Raw genomic sequence first — 20246 nt, 5'->3', positions numbered from 1 at the left:
GGCGGGTGCCATTGGACCCCGCCGACCCGGGACACCCGCCCCAGCGCGGCGGCGGGCCGCGACGCCTGCACGGTCCGGTCATCGACGCCCGGCGTCCGACAGGCCGACAGCGGCGTCGACGGTCACGACCGGCCGGCGAACCCGGGCCGGCGGCGCGGGCAGGGCACCCCGGTCGACCTTGCCGTTCGCGGTCGCCGGCAGCTCCGGGAGGACCACGTACCGCAGGGGCACCATGTAGTCGGGCAACTGCTGCGCCATGAGGGCGCGCAGCGCGGGTTCGGCCAGCCGCCGAGGGTCGGCGTCGCGCTCGGCCACCAGGTACGCCACCAGGGTCGCCGCGACGCCCAGGTCCTCGCGGAGCAGCACGACATTGTTGGCGACGAGCGGGTGCCGGTTGAGCACCGACTCGATCTCGCCGAGTTCCACCCGCTGCCCGCGGATCTTCACCTGCGTGTCGATGCGCCCGCCGTAGTTGAGGTGCCCGCTCGGCGACCACCAGGCCAGGTCGCCGGTGCGGTACACCCGCTGCGGCCACCCGGCGACGTCGACCTCGACGAACCGCTCGGCGGTCAGGTCGGGCCGCCCGGCGTACCCTCGGGCCAGGCAGTCCCCGCCGAGGACCAGTTCCCCGGGCACACCCAGCGGCGCGAGTTCGCCGCGCTCGTCGAGGACGTACGCGGCGACGTTCGTGATCGGCCGGCCGATGGGGACGGTGTCGCCCGGCTCGGGCCGCCGGCACGGCCAGGCGGTGACGTCGATCGCCGCCTCGGTCGGCCCGTACAGGTTGTGCACCTCGACCTGCGGCAGAGCGGTGGTGAGCTTGTTGACCAGCTTCGGCGGCAGCGCCTCCCCGCTGCAGATCACCCGGCGCAGGCCGGTGCACCGGCCCAGCCCGCGCTCCTCGACGAACAGAGCGAGCATGGACGGCACGAAGTGCACCGTGGTCACCGACTCGCGGGCGACGACCTCGACCATCTCCTGCGGGTCGCGGTGCGCCTGCGCCTCGGCCGTGACCAGGGTCGCGCCGGTCATGAACGCCCACAACAGCTCCCACACCGACACGTCGAAGGTGTACGGCGTCTTCTGCAGCACCCGGTCGCCCGGGCCGATGGGGTACTCGTCCCGCATCCACACCAGCCGGTTGGCCAGTGACAGGTGCGTCATCTGCACGCCCTTGGGCGCTCCGGTGGAGCCGGAGGTGAAGATGACGTACGACAGCCCCCGCACCACCTCCTCCGGCGCCCGGTAGCCGCGCCAGTCGACCGGCGCGGCGGGCAGGTCACCGCCCGCCAGCGGCCGTACGGGCACGGACGGCTCCCCGCCGGAGCCCAGCGCGGCCCGCCCCGCGTCGTCGGCCAGCACCAGCACCGCGTCGGCCGTGCGGAGCATGAGGTCCAGTCGGGGGCGCGGGTGGGACGGATCCAGCGGCAGGTACGCCCCGCCGGCCAGCAGGACGCCGAGCACCGCGACCACCATCTCGGGGCTCCGCTCGGTGCACAGGCCGACCACCGACCCGGGCCCCACTCCCTCGGCGCGCAGCCGCCCCGCCAGCTCCGCCGCCTCGTCCAGGAACTCGCGATAGGTGCGGTCGCGCCCGCCGCCGCGCAGCGCGACGGCGTCGGGGGTGAGTTGCGCCTGGCGGCAGATCGTCTCGTGCACGGGCGTACGCGGCGCGGGGGTCGGCGCGGCGTTGAAGCCGAGCAACGTCCTGCGCTCCCCCGGGCCGACCAGCACGGCTTCCCGCACCGGCCGGTCCGGGTGGGCGGCGAGCCAGGCGTGCAGGGTGTCCAGGCGCTCCTGCAGGTGTGCGGGATCGCCGTGGTCGCGGGCGAACCACACCGGTGTTCCGCCCAGCACCGCCGACGCCCCGGCGCCGCCCGTCGTGGGCGCCGCCAGCCCGACGGACGCCGAGGGCCCGTCCGACGCGGGGGCCACGACGGCGGGATTCGGCTGCGGGCCGCGCGTCTGCTCGCGTACCTGGGTCAGGGTGCTGTCCGGGAGGACCCGCACCAGGCTGTCGCCCCACGGGCCGCGCACGGCGACCGAGGTCGCGGCCGACAGGCGGTGGCAGAGCACGACCGCCACCGCCGCGGCCAGGGTCGGATCGGCACGGCCGGTCATGCCGTCACCAGCCCGGCCAGCACGCGCGGCGTGGGGTCGGCGGACAGCGCCTCCGTCTGCACGCGCACCCCGAACCGGCGCTGCACCTGGCTGATCATGCGGATGAACAGCAGCGACTCACCGCCCAGCGCGAAGAAGTTCGCGTCCGGCCCGATCTCGGGAGAGCCGAGCATCCGGCCCCACAGCTCAATGATCTCCTTCAGCACCTCGTCCCCACCCGCACCGGCGGGGTCCGCCGCCGGTTGCGGAGGGTCCTCGGCCGGTCGCGCCGGCGCGGCGTCGAGCCAGTGCCGGGTACGGGCGAACGGGTACGTGGGCAGCGCGACCCGCCGCGCCCTGCTGTCGCCGCGCACCGCGGCCCAGTCCACGGCCGCTCCGGCGGTCCACAGCCCGCCGAGTCCGGCGAGCACGTCACCGGCGTCGGCCCGCTCCGTCGGCCGGGGCTGCAGGGCGAACCCGGGTACCCGCCGCCCGTCCTGCGGCGTCTCCCGGGCCGCGCCGGTCAGCGCGGTGCCCGGCCCGACCTCGACCAGGACCGGATCGGGCAGGCCCAGCCCCGTCAGCAGCGCGTCGTAATAGCGCACCGGGCTGCGCAGTTGCGCGGCCCAGTAGCCCTCGGCGCGCGGCAGCCCCTTGCCGAGCAACCCGCCGTCGATGCTGCTGACCACCGGGATGGTGCGGGGCCGCTGGGCGATGCGATCCGCCTCGACGCCGAGCAGCCGGGCCGCGCCGGCCATCATCCGCGAGTGGAAGGCGCGCTGCGCGGGCAGCGTCCGGCAGCGGATCTCGGCCGCCGCCAGGCGCTCCCGGAACGCGGCGAGCTGCGCCACCGGCCCGGCCACCACGGTGACCTCGGGGCCGTTGCGCGCGGCCACGTCGAGGTCGTCCAGGCCCGCCAGGTGCTCCTGGAGGGCGGGCACCGGCGCGAGCACGGCCAGCATGCCGCCCTCGGGCGCGTCCTGCATCAGCCGGCCACGGGTCACGACCAGGCGCAGCATGTCCTCGGCGGCCATCTCGCCGGCCAGCGCCGCAGCCGCGAACTCGCCGATCGAGTGGCCGATCAGCGCCGCCGGGCGTACGCCCCACGACACCAGCAGCCTGCCGAGCGCGAGCTCGTGCAGCGCCAGCGCGGGCTGGGTGATGTCGGTGCGGTGCACGACGCCGTGCGGGTCGACGTCGACCAGCACGTCGCGCAGGTCCAACCCCAGGTCCGGGGCCAGCAGCCCCGCCCCGTGGTCGAGGTCGGCGCGGAAGGACGGGTAACGGTCGTAGAGGCCCCGCGACATGGCGGGGAACTCCGCGCCCTGGCCCGGGAACAGGAACACCACGCTGGGCCGGCGGGCCGCCTCGCGGACCGGCGCCCTGCGCAGCCGGGTCAGCGCCGCCGGGACGTCCCGCGCGGCGACCGCGAGCCGGTGCGGGAAGTGCCGGCGGTACGTCTGCGACGTCAGCGCGACATCGCCGACGGCCAGGTCGGGGCGCTGCCGCAGGTGTTCGCTCAGCTGCTCGGCGCCCGCACGGACCGCCTCCGGGCTGCGCCCGGACAGCACGATCAGCTCAGTGTCGCCGTCGGCCGTGGAGGGACCGGGCACGGCCGGCCCGTCGGCCTCCTCCAGCACCACGTGGGCGTTGGTGCCGCCCAGGCCGAAGGAGCTGACCGCCGCCCGACGCGGCCCGCCGGCGGTGTCCCACTGTCGGGCCACGCTGTCCGCAGTGAACGGGGTCGACCCGTCGAGCAGCTCGGGCCGAGCCTGCTTGAGGCCGGCCAGCGGCGGGATCTGCCGGAAGTGCAGCGCCAGCGTGGCCTTGATGAGGCCCGTGACACCGGCCGCCGCGTCGAGGTGGCCGACGTTGGCCTTGACCGAGCCGATCGAGCACGGCCGCTCGCCCCGACGGAACACCTCGGTCAACGCCGCCAGCTCGATCGCGTCGCCGACCTCGGTGGCGGTGCCGTGCGCCTCCAGGTAACCGACGCTCGCGGGGTCGACGCCGGCGGCGGCGTACGCGCGCGTCAACACGTCGATCTGCCCGGCGACGCCGGGCGCGGTGTAGCCGACCTTCAGGCCCCCGTCGTTGTTCACCGCCGACCCCTTGATCAGGGCGTACACGGTGTCCCCGTCGCGGCGGGCGTCCTCGGCGCGTTTGAGCGCCACCATGGCGACGCCGTTGCCGGGGACGGTCCCGTCGGCCGAGGCGTCGAAGGGCCGGCACGTGCCGTCCGGCGACATGATGCCCTTCGTCTCGTAGAGGTAGCCGGCCTGCTGCGGCACGGCCACACACACTCCGCCGGCGAGCGCGACATCCGAGTCGCCGGCGCGCAGGCTCTGGCAGGCCAGGTGCACCGCCACCAGCGACGTCGAGCAGGCGGTCTGCACGGTGATCGCCGGGCCGCCCAGGTCCAGCCGGTACGCGATCTTCGCGGCCAGGTGGTCCTTCTCGTTGCCCAGCACGACCGACAGCAGCCCCTGGGTCTCGACCAGGCCGGGCTGCGTGAACACGTGGTGCAGCGCGTAGTAGTTGAAGCCGGCCCCGGCGAACACGCCGACCCGCCCGAACGGTTGCTGGCCAACCAGCCCGGCGGACTCCAACGTGGCCCACGCCGTCTGCATCAGCAGCCGGTGCTGCGGATCCATGGTCTCGGCCTCCCGTGGCGTGATGCCGAAGAAGGCGGCGTCGAACAGGTCCGGGTCGGCCAGCACGCCCCGCGCCGGCACGTACGCCGGGTCGTCGATCCGGTCGGCGGCCACGCCTGCAACCAGCAGCTCGCCGCGGGTCAGCTCGCTGATCGTGATCGTCCCGGCGACCACGTTGGACCAGTACTCCCAGACGTCGGCAGCGCCGGGGAACCGGCCCGCCATGCCTACGATCGCGATGTCGCCGTTCATGAGGATGCGCCTACTCCTTCGGTCTGTGCGTGCAGGTGCCTGGCCAGCGTCTGGACGGTCGGGAAGCGGTAGAGGTCGGTCAGCGGGATGACCCGGCCGGCCAGCCGCTCCTGCAGCAGCCGGCGCACGATCGCCAGCCGCAGCGACTCCCCGCCGACGTCGAAGAACGCCTCGTCGACGTCGAAGTCGTCGGTGCCCAGCGCCTCCACCCAGGCCACCGTCACCAGTTCCTCGAACTCGGCCAGCGACACCGAGCGCCGGGCGAGGGTCGACGCCGTCCGCCCCGCCGCCGCTGCTGCGGGCGTGCCGGCGGCGGGCGTACCGGCGGTGGGCTGCGGCACCGCGGCCAGCGCGCCCAGGGCCCTCAGGTCGACCTTGCCGTTGCGGTCGAGCGGGAACTCGGCCACGGTCACCCAATGCTGCGGCCGGGCGTAGGGGGCCAGCTCGGCCTCCACGGCACGGCGCACGGCGGTCACCACCAGGCCGTCGGGTGCGGGCTTGAGCGCGGCGCACAGGCGTACGCCGGTCGCCGGATCCCCGGTGGTGAACACCACCGCGTCCCGCACCCCGGGCTGCGCCCGCAGCCTGCGCTCGACGTCGACCAGCTCCACCCGGTGCCCGGCGATCTTCACCTGGCGGTCGTTGCGGCCGAGGAAGCGCAGCTGCCCGTCCGCGCCCCAGCGCACCAGATCCCCGGTGCGGTACAGGCGCGCACCCAGGCCCGCGTGCCGCACGAACGACGCGTCCGTGCGCGCGGGGTCGTTGAGGTAGCCGTCGGCGAGCCCGGTGCCCGCCGTCTGCAACTCGCCGATCGCGCCCGGCGGGACAAGGCGTCCGGACGGGTCGACGACGTACAGGTCGGTGCCGTGCACCGCCGCGCCGATCGGCAGCGGATCGGGCGTCGCGTCGGCGTGGTCGACCGGGTACGTCGTGGTGAACGTGGTGTTCTCGGTGGGGCCGTAGGCGTTGGTGACCCGCAGCCCCGGGCAGGCCCGCAACACCCGGCGCACGTGCGCCGGTGAGACGACGCCGCCGCCGGTGAACAGCTGCCGCAGCCCGGCGAACGCGTCCGGGCGGTGGTCGGCGACCAGGTGGAACACGCCCGAGGTGAGCCAGGCGTGGGTGATTTCGGCGGTGCGCAGGAACTCGGCCAGTCCGCTCGGCGTCGGCTCCCCGGGCGGGAACACCACCACCGTGTCGCCGTTGGCCAGCGGCACCAGCAGCTCCAGCGTGGACGCGTCGAACGCCAGCGGGGACAGCCGCATGATCCGCATGCCCGCCGGGTCGGCGAACAGGCTGGGATCGTCGGCCAGCCGCAGCACCGCCCGGTGCGGCACGACCACGCCCTTGGGCACCCCGGTGGAGCCCGACGTGAAGGAGACGTACGCGGTCCGCGCCGGGCCGGCCGGGGCCGCCCCGATCGCGTCGTCCCCCGCCTGCGGCGGCGTGCGCAGGCAGGCCGGGGCGCAGTCGACCACGCCCGACCACTGCGGGCCGGGCGGGCCCGCGCCGAGGCGGGCCCGGGGCGCGACGGCCGCGGCCAGGTGTGCCCGCCACTCGTCGGTGGCGAGGTGGTCGACTGCCACGTAGTACGCGCCCAGCCGCAGCACACCCAGCACCGCGACGGCCTCGGCGGCCGAGCGCGGCAGCTCCAGGATCACCGCGTCACCGGCGCGCACACCATGGGCGTGCAGCAGCCGCGACTGCTCGACGGCATGGTCGTGCAGCTCGCGGTAGGTCAGGGTGAGCCCGGCGGGCGCGTCGACCAGCGCGATCCGCTCACCCGCGGACGCCGCGTGCGCCGCGAACCGGCTCCACACGTCGCCGGAGGTGTCGTACGAGCCGCCCGCGCCCAGCGCCCGCAGCCGGGCGTGCTGCCGCGCCGACAGGGTCGTGACGGTACGCAGGGCTGCGCCCGGACCGGCGGCCAGCTCCAGCAGCGCCGCCCGGAACGACTCGGCCAGCTCCCCGGCGTCGGCGGCGGTGAGCGCCGACGTCGCGTACTCCAGGGCGAACCGGGGACGACCCGACCACGACTGGAGGTAGAGCAGCGCGTCGAACACCGCGCCGTGGCAGTGGCCCTCGTGCACCCGCCAGGTGCGGCCACCGCCGGCCAGCTCGTCGGGCACCAGCTCGTGGTGGGCGGCGAAGCCGACCTGCGCCAACGGGTTGCGACCCGGGTCGGTGGGGACGCCGAGCCCGGAGACGACCCGCTCGAACGGCACGTCGGCGTCGGCCGCCGCCTCGGCCAGCGCCGCCGCCACGCCGCGTACGTAGTCCCGCACGTCGACGTCGTCGGCCGCGGCGCAGCGCACCGGGACGACCCGGGTGCACAGGCCCACGATGGCGTCCATGCCCGCCTCGAACCGGCCCGCCGCCGGCACCCCGAGCACCAGGTCGGTCAGGCCCGCGCGGCGGGACACCGCCAGTGCCCACGCCGCCATGGCCACCGACGTCACCGTCACCCGGCAGTGCCGGGCCAGCTCGGTCGCGGCCCCCGCCGCCTCGGCGTCGAGGTGCAGGTGCAGCCGCGCGCCGTGACCGTCGGCCTCGACGACCGGCGGCAGGTCGGTGGGCAGCGTCACCGTGAACGGCGCGCCGTCCAGCCGGGCCGCCGTCCGGGCCAGCGCGGCGTCCAGTGCCCCGGAGGCCTCCTGCGCGGCCAGCCGCGAGCCGACCCAGTCCGGCGACGGCGCGGCGCCCACCGGACCGTTGCCGGCGTAGAGCTCGGCGAACTCGCGCCAGAGCACGCCGACGCTCCAGCCGTCGCTGATCGTGTGGTGCACCAGCATGGTGAGCAGGTCGCGCCGCCCGGCACGGGTCAGCACGAAGACGACCGGCGGCTGCTCGAAGGGGCGCAGCAACCGCGCGGCCGACCGGCCGTAGAGCTCGTGCACGGCGCGTACCGCGTCGTCGTCGGGCAACGTCTGGTGCAGCAGCCTCGGCTCGTACGGCGCGGGCAGCACGATCCGGACCTGACGCGGGTCCCGGACGAACCGGGTGCGCAGCGCCTCGTGCCGGGTCGCCAGCTCGCGCAACGCCGAGCGGGTCCGGGCCTCGTCGAGCGGCCCGTCCGCCTCCAGCGTGAACATCAGGTGGTAGGGCGCGTCCTGGTCGAGCAGGTGCGCGGCCAGCATGGACCGCTGGCCGGGCAGCAGTTCCAGCTCGGCGGGCCGCCGCGCGGCCACCGGCGGAGCGGTGTCCACGTAGTCCACCGCGCCGGCCAGCGCCCGCGCCAGCGGCAGCGCCGACAGCAGCCGGGCGCTGTCCACGTGTGCCCGCAGCTCACGCTGACCCAGCGAGACCAACGCGATGGCCTGTAGCGAGGTGCCGCCGAGGGCGACGAACGACTCCGTGCCGGCCGCGTCGTGCAGGTACTCGGGCGTGAGGCCGAGCACCTGCGCGGCGAGCGGCGTCCAGGTGGTGAGGTCGCGGGCGGCCATCACACGCTCTCCGCCACGGGCTTGTCCGGCGACACCTGGCTCGCGACGTCACGCAGGTCGGCGAGGCGGGGGTTCTCCAGGACGTGGCCGAACATCACCGCGAGGTTGAGCTCCTGACGGATCAGGGTGCTCAGCCGCAGCGCGCTGAGCGAGTGGCCGCCGAGGTCGAAGAAGTCGTCGTCGTCGTCGACCGTGTCGACGCCGAGCACCTCCATCCACAGCTCCTCGAACTCGGCCACCCAGGTCCGGTCGTGTACGTCGCGCATCAGTGGTGCCTCTCTGTGTCCAGGTGGGTCGCGGGGGCGTCCAGGTAGTGCCGGGTGGCCGCGAAGGGGTAGGTGGGGGCGGGCAGCCGACGCCGTCCGGTGTCGTGCACGCCGTCCCAGGCGCCGATGACACCCAGCTGCCACAGCGCGCCGACGGTCGCCAGCAGCCGGGCGTGCCGGTCGGCGGGCAGGACGGGCTGGTCCGGGCCCAGGTGTGGGGTGACGCTCGTACCGACCTCGATCCAGAACACCGGGTCGAGGTCGACGGGCAGCGTCGCCGGCGCAGGCGGTTCGGCCGCCCGCGCCCGCCAGTACGCGAGGTCGCCGCCGCCGGTCAGCGGCTGACCGTCCGAGCCGTGGACGGGCAGGTCGGCCGTGCCGAGCCGGATGCCGTCGACGCCGGTGCCGCGGATCAGCCCCAGCGCGTCCGCGACGGACATGATCCCGGCCACGACCGCGCAGGCCACCGCGCCGATCCCGGCGCCGGCCACGGCGCGCGGGGCCAGGCCCCGGCTGCGCAGCGACCGCGCCAGGCCGACGCAGGCCAGCAGCCGATCGCAGCGCTCCCGGACGGCCTCGTCGAGGTCGTGCTCGCGCAGCAGCGCCACGCCCTCGTCGACGACCCGGCGGTACACCGGGTCGGCGTCGTAGTTGGGCCGGTTGCCGGTCAGCTCGCCGGCCCCGGTGAGGTACAGCGCCACCCCGCGCGCCCGCGCCTTCGCGTCGGCCTGCCGGACCGTCGCCGGCGAGCCGTGTGCTCCGGTCAGGAACGCGGCCCGCCACGGCAGCTCGGCCCGGCCGGTCCGCAGCGTGTACGCGAAATCGGCCAGTTCGCCGGGCGTCGTACCGGCCACGCGGGCGACGGTGCGGTCCAGGCTGTCCTGCGCCACGGCGGCGGTCTTGGCGGAGACCAGGACCAGCTCGGTGACGTGGCGGCGCGACCGGGGCCGGACGGCCGGGGCCTCCTCCAGCACGACGTGGGCGTTGGTGCCGCCAATGCCGAAGGCGCTCACCCCGGCCCGGCGTACGCCGTCGATCGGCTCCCAGGGCCGGGCCGTCGCCGGCAGCTCGAACACCGAACCGTCCAGTTCGACCGCCGGGTTGGGCGTGCGCAGGTGGGCGATCGGCGGGATCACCCGGTGCTGCAGCGCCAGCACCGTCTTGACCAGGCCGATCACCCCGGCGGCGGTGTCCAGGTGCCCGACGACCGACTTGGCCGCGCCGAGCGCGCAGGGCAGCCGGCCGGGCCGGACGCTGTCGAAGACCTGCCGCAGCGCCGCCACCTCGATCGGGTCGCCGAGCGCGGTGCCGGTGCCGTGGGTCTCGATCAGGCCGACGGTCTCCGGGTCGACGTCGGCCACGCTCAGCGCCGCCGAGATCACGCCGCTCTGGCCGGTGGGGCCGGGCGCGGTGAAGCCCGCCTTGCGGGAGCCGTCGTTGTTGACCGCGGAGCCGCTGATCACGGCGTGCACGGTGTCGCCGTCGCGCAGCGCGTCCCCGAGCCGCTTGAGCACCACCACGCCCGCGCCGTCGCCGGGCACGGTGCCGTCGGCCGCCGCGTCGAAGGCCCGGCACCGGCCGTCGGCGGAGAAGATCCCGCCGGGCTCGTACAGGTGCCCGCGCCGCGTCGGTGGGGCAACCGTGGCGCCCCCGGCCAGCGCCACGTCGGCGTCGTAGGTCAGCAACGCCTGCACCGCCTGGTGCACCGCGACCAGCGACGTCGAGCAGGCGGTCTGCACGGCCAGCGCCGGACCCTGCAGGTTGAGCTTGTACGCGATCCGGGTGGCCGCGAAGTCCTTGTCGCTGCCGATGATCAGCCCCAGGCCGCCGGCCGCCTCGACCGCGCGTTCGTTGGGCCACACGTTGTCGAGCAGGTAGACGTTCAGGCCGGTGCCGACGTACACGCCGATCCGGTTGCCGTCGGCGGCGACGGGCGGGTAGCCGGCGTGCTCCAGCGCGGTCCAGGCGCACTCCAGCAGGATCCGCTGCTGTGGGTCCATCAGCGCGCTGTCCGACGGCGAGTAGCTGAACAGCCGGTGGTCGAAGCGGTCCGCGCCGCTCAGCACCGCCCGGGCGGGCACGAAGTCGGGCCGCTCCACCACGTCCTTGGGCACACCCCAGCCGACGAGCTGCTCGGGTGTGAAGAAGGTGACCGCGTCGACTCCGTTGACCACGTGGTGCCAGAACAGGTCCAGGTCGCGTTCGGCGCCCGGGACCCGTACGGCCATGCCGACCACCGCCACCGCCGCGCTGTCGTCGAGTTCAGCCACGGCCGCCTCCGGTGCGCCGCCGGTCGGCGAGCAGGGCGCGGCCCTGACGGCGCTGCGCCGTCTTCGCGTCGGCGAGGACCGGGGCCTCCTGTTGCAGGTGCGCGGCGCAGCCGGCGACCGTGCCGGAGCGGAACAGGTCCGTCACGGAGACGTCCAGGCCCTCCTCGGAGAGCCGCTGTTGCAGCGCGATCAGCGTGAAGCTGTGCCCGCCCAGGTCGAAGAAGTTGTCGTGCAGTCCGATGTCGCCCCGGTCCAGCACCTCGCCCCAGCAGGCCCGGATGCGCTCCTGAAGCCCGGTGCCGGCGGTGAGGTCGCGCCGCGCCTCGGGGGCGGCGGCCGTGCGCGCGGCGCGGCTGTCGGCCAGCAGTCGCGCGGTGTCCACCTTGCCGTGCGCGGTCAGCGGGACCGCCGCGACGGTCAGGATCCGCGACGGCACCATGTACGCCGGCAGCGTCCCCCGCACGTGGGCACGCAGCTCGCGTTCGGCGTCCGGGCCGAACTCGCCGACGACGAAGGCGGCCAGCTCGTCGTTCTCCGCCGCCACGGCGCACGAACGCACCGCCGGGTGGGTCAGGAACGCGCCCTCGACCTCGGCCAGCTCGACGCGGTAGCCGCGCAGCTGCACCTGGGTGTCGTTGCGGCCGAGGTACACCAGGTTCCCGTCGACGCCCCACTTGACCACGTCGCCGGTCCGGTACATCACGCCCCTGCCGTACGGGTCGGGCAGGAAGCGCGCCTCGGTCAGCTCCGGGTTGTCCACGTAGCCGTGCGCGACGAGCACGCCGCCGCAGTACAGCTCGCCGGGCACGTTGAGACCGGTCGGCCGCAGGTCGTCGTCGAGGACGTAGCAGCGCCCCGACGGCAACGGCACACCGACGTTGCCCTCCCTGACCCGGGCCAGGTCCGCGGCGGGCGCCGCGAAGATCGTGACGTGGATGGTGCCCTCGGTGATGCCGTACATGTTGACGAACACCGCGCGCAGGCCCGGCGTGCCGGCGACCAGCGACGTGACCCGCGACCAGCTCAGCGCCTCGCCGCCCAGGATGAAGTAGCGGATGCTGGAGACCTCGTGCGCGCCCAGCAGCCGCAGGTAGGGGGGCAGCAGCCGGTAGAGCGCACCCGGGGTCTGGAAGACCACCGTGACGGCCTCGCGGCGTACCAGCGCGGCCAGCCGCTGCCGGTCCACCAGGTCGGCCTGGTCGGCGACGACCAGCCGGCCGCCGGTGGTCAACGCGCCCCACATCTCCCACACCGAGGCGTCGAACGAGAACGAGCTCGCCGCCAGCCACACGTCGGCGGCGGTGACGTCGAGGCCGGCCGGGGTCGGGCTGTGCAGGGCGTCCAGGCCGCCGTGTCCGACCATGACGCCCTTGGGCACGCCGGTGGAGCCCGAGGTGTAGATGATGTACGCCTGGTCATCCGGCCCGGGGAACGTCTCCGCGACCACGGACGTCCCGTTGAGGGTGTGCGCGTCGGCCAGCCGGATGTCGCGGTCCTGCGCCAGCGCCCCGGCGGTGTCGGCGGTGCTGGCCTCCACCAACATGAACGGCATCGCAGCGCTGGCCGTGATCAGTTCGAGGCGCTGCTGCGGGTACTCGGGGTCCAGTGGCACGTAGACGCCGCCGAGCTTCCACACGCCCAGGATCGCCGCGACGATCGCGGGCGAGCGGCGCAGCAGCAGCCCGACCCGGTCGCCGCGCCGTACGCCCCGATCGGCCAGGCCCGCCGCGATCCGCCCGGCCCACCGGTCCAGCTCGGCGTAGGTGACCTCCACGTCCCGGTGGCGCACCGCCACCGCGTCCGGGGTGTGCGCCACGTGCTCGGCGAACCGGCGCAGCACCGACGGGTGCTCGACCGGCCGCTGCGGGACCGGCGGATTGACCCCCTCGGTCAGCAGCAGCCGCTCGGCCTCGGCCACCATGGACGGCTCGTCGCCCGGCTCGTCGACGACCGACCTCAGGAAGGTCAGGTAGTGGTTGAGCAGCGTCTCGACGGTAGCCGGGGTGAACAGTTCGGTGCTGTACTCGGCACGCAGGAACGGCGTGGCGGTGGAGACGTCGAGGGTCAGGCCCAGATCGAACTTGGTGACGTCGATCTCGACGTCGACCTCGGTCAGCTTCACCCCGTCGAACTCAGGGAACGCGAACGGGAAGTTCTGCACCGTCAGGGAGGTCTGGAACAGCGGGGCGTGGCTGAGCTGCCGCTCCCCCACGGTGGCCCGCACGATCTGCTCGAACGGCACGTCCTGGTTGGCGAACGCGGCCATGCTGGCCTTGCGGGCCCGGTCGACCAGTTCGGCGAAGCTCGGCCGGCCGGACACGTCGAGGCGGATCGGCAGCGTGTTGACCAGGCAGCCGACGACGCGCTCCTCGGCCTCGTCCATCCGGTTGGCCACCGGCACGCCGACCACCACCTCGTCCTGGCGCGCGTACCGCGACAGCACCGAGGCGTACGCGGCCAGCGTCACCGCGAACAGCGTTGCGCCCCGCGCCCTGGCCCATCCGGTGAGCCGCTCGACCAGCGCGGGCTCGACGGGGCGGCGGAGCACCGCGCCGTCGGCGCTGAGCACGCTCGGCCGGGGGAAGTCGGTGGGCAGCGCGAGCTGCGGGACGTCACGCAGCCGGGCTCGCCAGAAGTCCAGCCCGGAGCTGTCGCGCTCCCAGGACTCGCGCTGCCGCCGCGCGTACGCCAGGTGGGACTGCGCCGGTTCGGCGTACGCGGCGACGCCGGGCCCGGACAGCACGGCGTTGTACTCGGCGGCGAGGTCCCGCAGCAGCAGGCCCACCGACCAGCCGTCGCAGGCGATGTGGTGCACCAACACCGCGAGCGTGTGCTCGTCCGGGCCCCAGGAACGCAGGAAGGCGCGCAGCACCGGCCCGTCGCCGAGCCCGAAGGGACGCCGGGCCTGCTCGGCGACCAGGGTGTGCAGGAAGGTCTCCTGGGTGTCCCGGTCGGCCCACCCGCTTACCTGGATGTCGATGTCCGCGTGCGGGGTGGGCGACACCCGCTGGGTGAGCACACCGTCGACCAGCGCGAACGTGGTGCGCAGCGCGTCGTGCCGGGCGACGACGCGCGTCAGCGCCCCGCGCAGCGCCTCGGGTCGCAGCGCGCCCTGCAGGTGGACCGCGAAGGCCACCACGTACGCCGGGTTGCCGGGCTGGAGCTGGTTGAGGAAATAGAGTCGTTCCTGAGCGAAGGAAGCAGGACCGGTACGAACCATGCATCGAGCGTGGTCCGCCGGACGTCCCACCCGACAGAGCATCGTTTCCCGCTCCCCGGGGAAATCCTCCCGGGTCGCGTTCCCGGCACTTCTGATGCCGCCGCCGGACGCGGCCCGGCCCCCGGCCCGACGGGGTCAACCGTCGGACCGGGGGCCGGTCGGGATGCGCGCGCGCCGTGGAACGTCGCTAGTACTCGCCGCGGCCGAAGGCGGCCAGCTCCGCGGAGTGCCCCGGGTTGCTGACGTACGTCGCCCCGATCGGGGCGGTCACCCGGCACCACATGTCGAGCCGCTCCACGTCGATGCCGGCCGCCGCTGCCAACTCGTCACGCCGGCGCACCATCTCCGCACGGTCCAGGCCCTCCAGCACGTAGTCGACCGCGTCGAAGCAGGGGTCACCGGCGCAGGCCATCGGGTCGATGGCCACCAGGCCCTTCACACCGCCGCTGAGCACGTTGCCCAGGTGCAGGTCGCCGTGCAGCAGCACGGTGTCGGTGGGTGCCGCGAACAGGTCGTCGCGCAGCCGCTTCGACCCGGCGAGGTCGGCGCCGCGTCGCACCGCAGAGTTGAACAGCACGTCGATCCAGTCCTCCAGCCGGCGCGGCGCGGCCGCCGGGTCCCCGACGCCGTGCAGGTCGTTGAGGAACGCCGCGTACTCCGCCGGCGAGGGCGGCTGCGGCATCTTCTCCACCAACGTGCCCGGGTGGATCGATTCAAGCAGCACCGCGCCCTTGGCCACCGCCAGCACCGCCGGCACCCGCCCGCTGGCCGCGAACTGGCGCAGCATGTCGACCTCCTCCCGCACGGCGTAGCTGTCGGGTGACAGCTTCAGCACCGCGTCGCCCTGCGGGCCCCGGCACCGGAACACCACCGAGGAGTTGCCGGACTTGAGCTGGTCGCCGAGGTCGAGCCCCCACTGCTCGACGAGTTCGTCCAGCCGCTGGGTCAACGTACCGACCCAGCGGTGCGCCGCCTTGCCGAACCTCGGCTCCAGCCGATTCGTGATCGCTTCCAGATCAAGGACCATTCCACTCACCTCTTCGTCGATCGCGCGTCGGCGTACGCGGCGGAGTCGCCCACCTTCGGCAAGGGTGTGGCGCCCCACCTGTGGGCCAGCGGGACGCTGCCCCCGGACACCCGGTCGGGACTCGGCGCGGGGCGCTCCAGCCTGGCCTTTCGGGCGACCTCGATCGCCTCGTACCGGTCCGACACGTTCAGCTTGTTGAAGATGGTCGAGATGTGGTTGCTGACCGTCTTGGGCGACAGGTGCAGCTGCGTGGCGATCGCCCCGTTGCGCATGCCCGATGCGATCAGCTCCAGCACCTGCCGCTCGCGCGCCGTCAGCTCCGGGAAGAGCTGCTGGTTGCGGGGCTCCCGGCCGAGCTTCGCGATGAGTTGATCGGCCACCCTGGGTCCAAGGATCACCTCGCCCGTCGCGATGCCCCGGATCGTCCGCACGATGCCGTCGCCCGGGCAGCTCTTGAGCACGTAGCCCCGCGCGCCGGCCCGCATGGCCGCGAAGACCGACCCCTCGTCCTCGACCGCGGTGAAGACCAGCACCGCGGTCGAGGGCGAGATCCGGGCGATCTCCTGCAGCGTCACCCCCGCCTGGAAGTCCGGCAGCTCGATGTCGAGCACGAGCACGTCGGGGCGCAGCGACGCCGCCCCTTTCATCGCCTCCCGCGCGGTACCCACCTCGGCGACCACGGTGACCTCGGCCGAGGAGGACAGCAGGGCACGCAGGCCCTTGCGCACCACCGGCTGGGCGTCGGCCAGCACCACTGTCACGACACGCGATCCTGCCTCGCACCCGACACCACCTGGCTCCCGCCTCATCGTAAGAGCCAGTTCGGTGGTCGAGCCCACGCTGACCATCACAACACCTCACCCGTCCTAACTGGCCCGCGACGCCTCCCTTAGATGGAGGCGTCGCGGAATCGCCGACTCCGCATCGGCGTGAACATCTGATGACCACCAACAGAAGAACATGCGTACTTAGCCGTACGGTATCCATGTCTATCTTCTGACGCAATTGCAGTGATCAAAGCAATATGAACGATCGAAGGGAGCTTCTCGACGACGATGCGACCCACATCGGACCGGACGGCCGGGGCGAAACCCGCGGACCGCCTGCTCAACGCCTCGCCCGACCCGGGACGCCCGCCCTGGTCGGGCCGCACGACTAGCCCACCGCGCTCCGGGCGTCCACGGGCAACCGTCCCGGTCGACCCAGGAATTCGTCCCACCCTCCGGCCCACCGAACGCCCTGTCCCGCCCGGCGTCGCCACCGCGATGATTGACGCCGACCGCTCCCCCACACCAGGATGTGCGAATATGCCCTTTTCGCGATTGATTGATTCCGGAACCCGTTTGGTACCGACCGATCCGCTACGCAGGAAACTGATCGCGATCCGGCTGGCCGAATCGATCGGCAAGGGAGTTTTTCTCAGCGGCAGCGTCGTCTACTTCACGCTCCGCGTCGGACTCGACCCCAAGCAGGTCGGCCTGGGCCTGTCCGCGGCGGGCATGTCCGCCTTCATCTCATCGGTCCTGTTCGGCGTGATCGCCGACCGGGTGGGCGCGCGCCGGCTGCTCGTCATGCTGTTCGCCGCGCTGGCGGTGGGATTCGGGCTCTACGCCCTGGTGGACAACGCGACCCACTTCTTCGCCCTGGTGGTCGCCGTCGGCTTCATCGAGTACGGCACCGGCCCGACCAACGGGGCTCTCGTCGGCAACCTCGTGCCCGCCGAGGAACGGGTCAAGCTCAAGGCCATGATGCGGTCGGTGTTCAACATCGGCTTCAGCATCGGCATCGGCGTGGCTGCCGTCGCCGCGCTCAGCCAGCGGCTGCTCGTGCTGATCCCGCTCACCACCGCCGCGCTGATGGCCAGCGCCGCGCTGCTGGTCACCCGTCTGCCCGACACGCCGTCGCGTCCCGTTCCGGTGGGCTTCAAGCGCTTCGCCGCCGTACGCGACCCGCGCTTCCTCTCCGTCGTCGGCGTCTCGACGGTGCTCGCCTCCCACGTCACCGTCATCCTGGTCACGATGCCGCTGTGGGCGCTCAACCGCACCTCGCTGCCGCACTTCCTGATCCCACTGCTGCTCATCTTCAACACGGTGTTCGTCATCCTGTTCCAGGTGCGGGCCAGCCGTGGCGCGGACACCGTGGACGGTGCCGGCAGGCTCGCCCGGCGCTCCGGCTACTGGCTGGCCGGCGGCTGCGCCGTCATAGCCGTGACCGCCCTCAACGACGACGTCGTGCTGGTGTCCGTCGCGATCGTCGCCGCGGTGCTGATCCTGTCGGTGGCCGAGGTGATGCAGGCCGCCTCGGGGTGGGGCCTCGCCTTCGGCCTCGCCCCGGAGCACGCCCAGGGCGAGTACCTCGGCGCGTTCGACCTGCACGTGATCACGCAGAACATCATCGGCCCGGCCGTGCTGTCCGGCCTGGTCATCGCCTTCGGCTTCTGGGGCTGGCTCGGCATCGCGGTGGCCGCGCTGGCCGCGTCGGCGCTGATCGTCCCGGTCGCGCGCCGGGGCGAGGTCACGCTCGTCCGGGCGGCGGCCTCCGCGACCAGCCCGTAGGGCCCCCACACCGCCGGCCGGGGTCATCCCGGCCGACGGGCCGGGCACCCTACGGACGTCGCCGGACGCCGCCCCGGGGGCGGCACGGTCACCCGCCCATGGGCCGGGGCGGCGGTCGCGGCCGGGATCAGGTCCCCGGGGCGGCTCCGGGGCGGGCACCCCGCGAAGCCCCGCCCCGCAGCACCCGACGCACGATCGCCGGACGCAGCAGCCGGTGCGGCGGGTCGACAAGGTTGAGGACCCGCAGGAAGGCGGTGCCGAGCACCGCGTCGGTGCGGGCGGCGGCATGGAGCCGGTGCACGTACGCGTTGACGAGCCGCACCCGCACCGACCGACGCCCGTCCACCTCGGGGAAACGCAGATCCGTGCCGACCGCGATGGACCACGGTCCGTCGATCAGCTTGCCAGCCCCGCGGAAGAACCGCCGCCACAGCCGGTCCCGATCGCCCGCCAGCAGCGTCCGCAGCAGCAGGCCCTCGGTGGCCGCGACCGTCATGCCCTGACCGTAGACGGGGTTGAAGCTGCACAGGGCGTCCCCGAACACCAGGTAGCCGAGCGGAAATCGGCGCAGCCGCTCGTAGCGCCGCCGGACGCTCGCCGGGTACCGCATCAGGGCCGGTTCGCCGACGGGGGTGGCCTCCCGCACCAACCGGCTGATCAGCGGCAGACCCAGCGACTCGGCGAACCGCGCGTAGCCCTCGTCGTCCAGCGGCGGCTGCTCGCCGAGCACCCCGGCGAGGGCCACCCCGAAGCGGCCATCCTCCTGGGCGGCGACGATGCCGGTGCGCGGACGACCCGGAACGGCGTTGGTCAGCGCGCCGAGGAGGCCGTCGAGGTGGCGGGGGTCGCGCTCGTAGTTGCGGGTGACATAGGTGACGTCGACCGCGACCCGCTGTTCGGCCGGGGCCGGGTGGCCGAGCGCGGTCAGCCACCCCGGGGTACGCGACGCCCGGCCGCAGGCGTCGACCACCAGATCGGCGTCGAGCCGGTATGCCGCCCCGTCGCGCGGCGTCACCAGGACACCGGTGATCCGGCGACGGTCGTCGGTGCTCAGCAGATTGGTCGCCTCCGCGGGCGGCTGGAAACGGACGTTTCCCAGCTTCTCCACCCGGGCCCGCACCGTGCGCTCCAGCAGGGGGCGGCTGACCCCCACACCGATGAGCTGGGACGGGGATCGGCGCATCGGGTAGCCGTCGTTGCACCAGTGCACCTGCCCGTTGAGGTCGACGAGGGGTGCGCCGGCCCCGTGCAGCTCGTCGCTGAGACCGTCGAACAGCTCGTCGAGCGCCTGCCGCCCGCGGGCCAGCAGAACGTGCAGCTGACGCGACTGGGGCACCCCGCGCCGCGGCGCCGCCGCCTCGGGCAGGATGTCGCGGTCGACGATCGTGACGGTGTCGTACGCGTCGCTGAGCACCCGGGCGGCGATCAGCCCGCCCATACCGGCACCCAGTACCACGGCGTTGCCTGCGCGGACCATGGTCGAGACGGTAGGCGACCGAGGCGTGCCGGTCCTCTTCGAGATTGCGCAACCGGCACGACGGCCGATCCGGGCCGGCCACTGAGGACGTCGCCCGGGTCGGACGAAAGCTGTCCTCAGTGGCCGGCAACCGAGGTGGTCAGGGCGAGGGGGTCAGGGCGAGGTGGAGGAGAGCGTGGCGACGAGCGCGGCACCACCGCAGCAGAGCAGCCCGAACACGACCAGCGTGACGAGCAGGATGCTGTAGTTCGACCACATGCCGAACTTCGTCACGTCGGTGCCGTGCCCGTCGTGGACGCGGTTGCGCCAACCGCCGAAGCGGAACGACAGGGCGTGCAGGGCCCCGGGGTGGGCGACGAGCGCGGTGGTCATGACGGGGATGCCCATGAAGTCGGTGTAGCGGACGTCGTGCGGCCCCGCCGGGACGGCCACGTACCAGGTGCCCTCGCCGGGGATCGGCACCGCCTGGCGGTCGACTTTGAACTTGCTGGTGGTCGGTGCGGGCACAATGTACGGCCCGCGGTTGACCGAGACGGCCAGCACCGCGTGGCCCGGGGGCGGCGAAATCGGGTGGGGGTAGGCCATCAGCGGCGTGACGGCGCCGGGCATGGGTGGGTACGACGGTTGAGGAGGGTACGACACCGCCACATCCTGGCACGGCCCCGCACACCCCGGCGGGACCGCCGGTGGTCACGAGGCGGGCACCGAGCGGAGGCCGAGCCGGCGCAGGCCCCGCCAACTCTCTCGCCCCGGGATCCGGCACAGGACAAGGGGAAGGACGCACCTTTCCGCATCGTCCGTTCGGCTAGTAATTTGCCGATCCTTCGGGTAGTGTTCGCGGCATCATCTGGACGACATGACGCGGTGGCGAGGCCCGTGATCGTGGCCTTGCGACAGCGCACCCGCCCGTACGTGTGCTCCGGCGACAGCCGGTTCGGAGATCTTCCGGTCGATCCGATCCACGGGCACGTGCGGAAGGACC

Annotated in this window: 11 protein-coding genes; 1 reads left to right on the top strand and 10 read right to left on the bottom strand. The window is 73.8% G+C overall.

Going from position 1 to position 20246, the window contains the following annotated elements; translation table 11 throughout:
• Window positions 1-78: 78 nt before the first annotated feature.
• From ACQPZO_RS12670 to ACQPZO_RS12635, 8 genes are all read right to left on the bottom strand, one after another.
• Window positions 79-2121: a non-ribosomal peptide synthetase gene (locus ACQPZO_RS12670; RefSeq protein ID WP_433349957.1), complete on the bottom strand. Its 2043-nt coding sequence runs from the start codon at window positions 2119-2121 to the stop codon at window positions 79-81.
• Entirely contained in the window at window positions 2118-5006 is a 2889-nt protein-coding gene (locus ACQPZO_RS12665) for a beta-ketoacyl synthase N-terminal-like domain-containing protein (RefSeq protein ID WP_433349955.1), read from the bottom strand. Before ACQPZO_RS12665 ends, ACQPZO_RS12670 begins: the two co-directional genes overlap by 4 nt.
• Window positions 5003-8449 (bottom strand): non-ribosomal peptide synthetase, encoded by a 3447-nt coding sequence (locus ACQPZO_RS12660; protein ID WP_433349953.1) that lies wholly within the window; start codon window positions 8447-8449, stop codon window positions 5003-5005. Before ACQPZO_RS12660 ends, ACQPZO_RS12665 begins: the two co-directional genes overlap by 4 nt.
• Entirely contained in the window at window positions 8449-8715 is a 267-nt protein-coding gene (locus ACQPZO_RS12655) for a phosphopantetheine-binding protein (protein ID WP_396672296.1), read from the bottom strand. Before ACQPZO_RS12655 ends, ACQPZO_RS12660 begins: the two co-directional genes overlap by 1 nt.
• The gene (locus ACQPZO_RS12650) at window positions 8715-10985 is read right to left on the bottom strand and encodes a beta-ketoacyl synthase N-terminal-like domain-containing protein (RefSeq protein WP_433349950.1); all 2271 of its coding nucleotides are present in this window, start codon (window positions 10983-10985) and stop codon (window positions 8715-8717) included. The genes ACQPZO_RS12655 and ACQPZO_RS12650 overlap by 1 nt, the downstream gene beginning before the upstream one ends.
• Entirely contained in the window at window positions 10978-14205 is a 3228-nt protein-coding gene (locus ACQPZO_RS12645) for a non-ribosomal peptide synthetase (protein ID WP_433349948.1), read from the bottom strand. Before ACQPZO_RS12645 ends, ACQPZO_RS12650 begins: the two co-directional genes overlap by 8 nt.
• A gap of 187 nt (window positions 14206-14392) precedes the next feature.
• Window positions 14393-15232 carry an aminoglycoside phosphotransferase family protein gene (locus ACQPZO_RS12640; RefSeq protein ID WP_433349946.1) on the bottom strand — a complete coding sequence of 280 codons (840 nt, stop codon included), beginning with the start codon at window positions 15230-15232 and terminating at the stop codon, window positions 14393-14395.
• 5 nt (window positions 15233-15237) lie between these two features.
• Window positions 15238-15993 (bottom strand): LuxR C-terminal-related transcriptional regulator, encoded by a 756-nt coding sequence (locus ACQPZO_RS12635; protein ID WP_433349944.1) that lies wholly within the window; start codon window positions 15991-15993, stop codon window positions 15238-15240.
• A 582-nt stretch (window positions 15994-16575) separates the two neighbouring features.
• Between ACQPZO_RS12635 and ACQPZO_RS12630 the strand changes: the two genes are divergently transcribed.
• Window positions 16576-17787, top strand: a complete 1212-nt coding sequence (locus ACQPZO_RS12630) for an MFS transporter (RefSeq protein ID WP_433349942.1) — start codon at window positions 16576-16578, stop codon at window positions 17785-17787.
• 127 nt (window positions 17788-17914) lie between these two features.
• Here ACQPZO_RS12630 and ACQPZO_RS12625 read toward each other — a convergent pair whose 3' ends face one another.
• On the bottom strand, window positions 17915-19264 hold the full coding sequence (locus ACQPZO_RS12625; protein ID WP_433349940.1) for an FAD-dependent oxidoreductase: 1350 nt from the start codon (window positions 19262-19264) through the stop codon (window positions 17915-17917).
• A 153-nt stretch (window positions 19265-19417) separates the two neighbouring features.
• The gene (locus ACQPZO_RS12620; protein WP_433349939.1) at window positions 19418-19906 is read right to left on the bottom strand and encodes a hypothetical protein; all 489 of its coding nucleotides are present in this window, start codon (window positions 19904-19906) and stop codon (window positions 19418-19420) included.
• Window positions 19907-20246 lie beyond the last annotated feature (340 nt).

It is taken from the genome of Micromonospora sp. CA-111912 (assembly GCF_050948415.1).
In the GTDB taxonomy this organism is placed as follows: domain Bacteria; phylum Actinomycetota; class Actinomycetes; order Mycobacteriales; family Micromonosporaceae; genus Micromonospora.
Note: the sequence above shows the minus strand (reverse complement) of the source record. Positions and strands in the feature narration are given on the sequence as shown.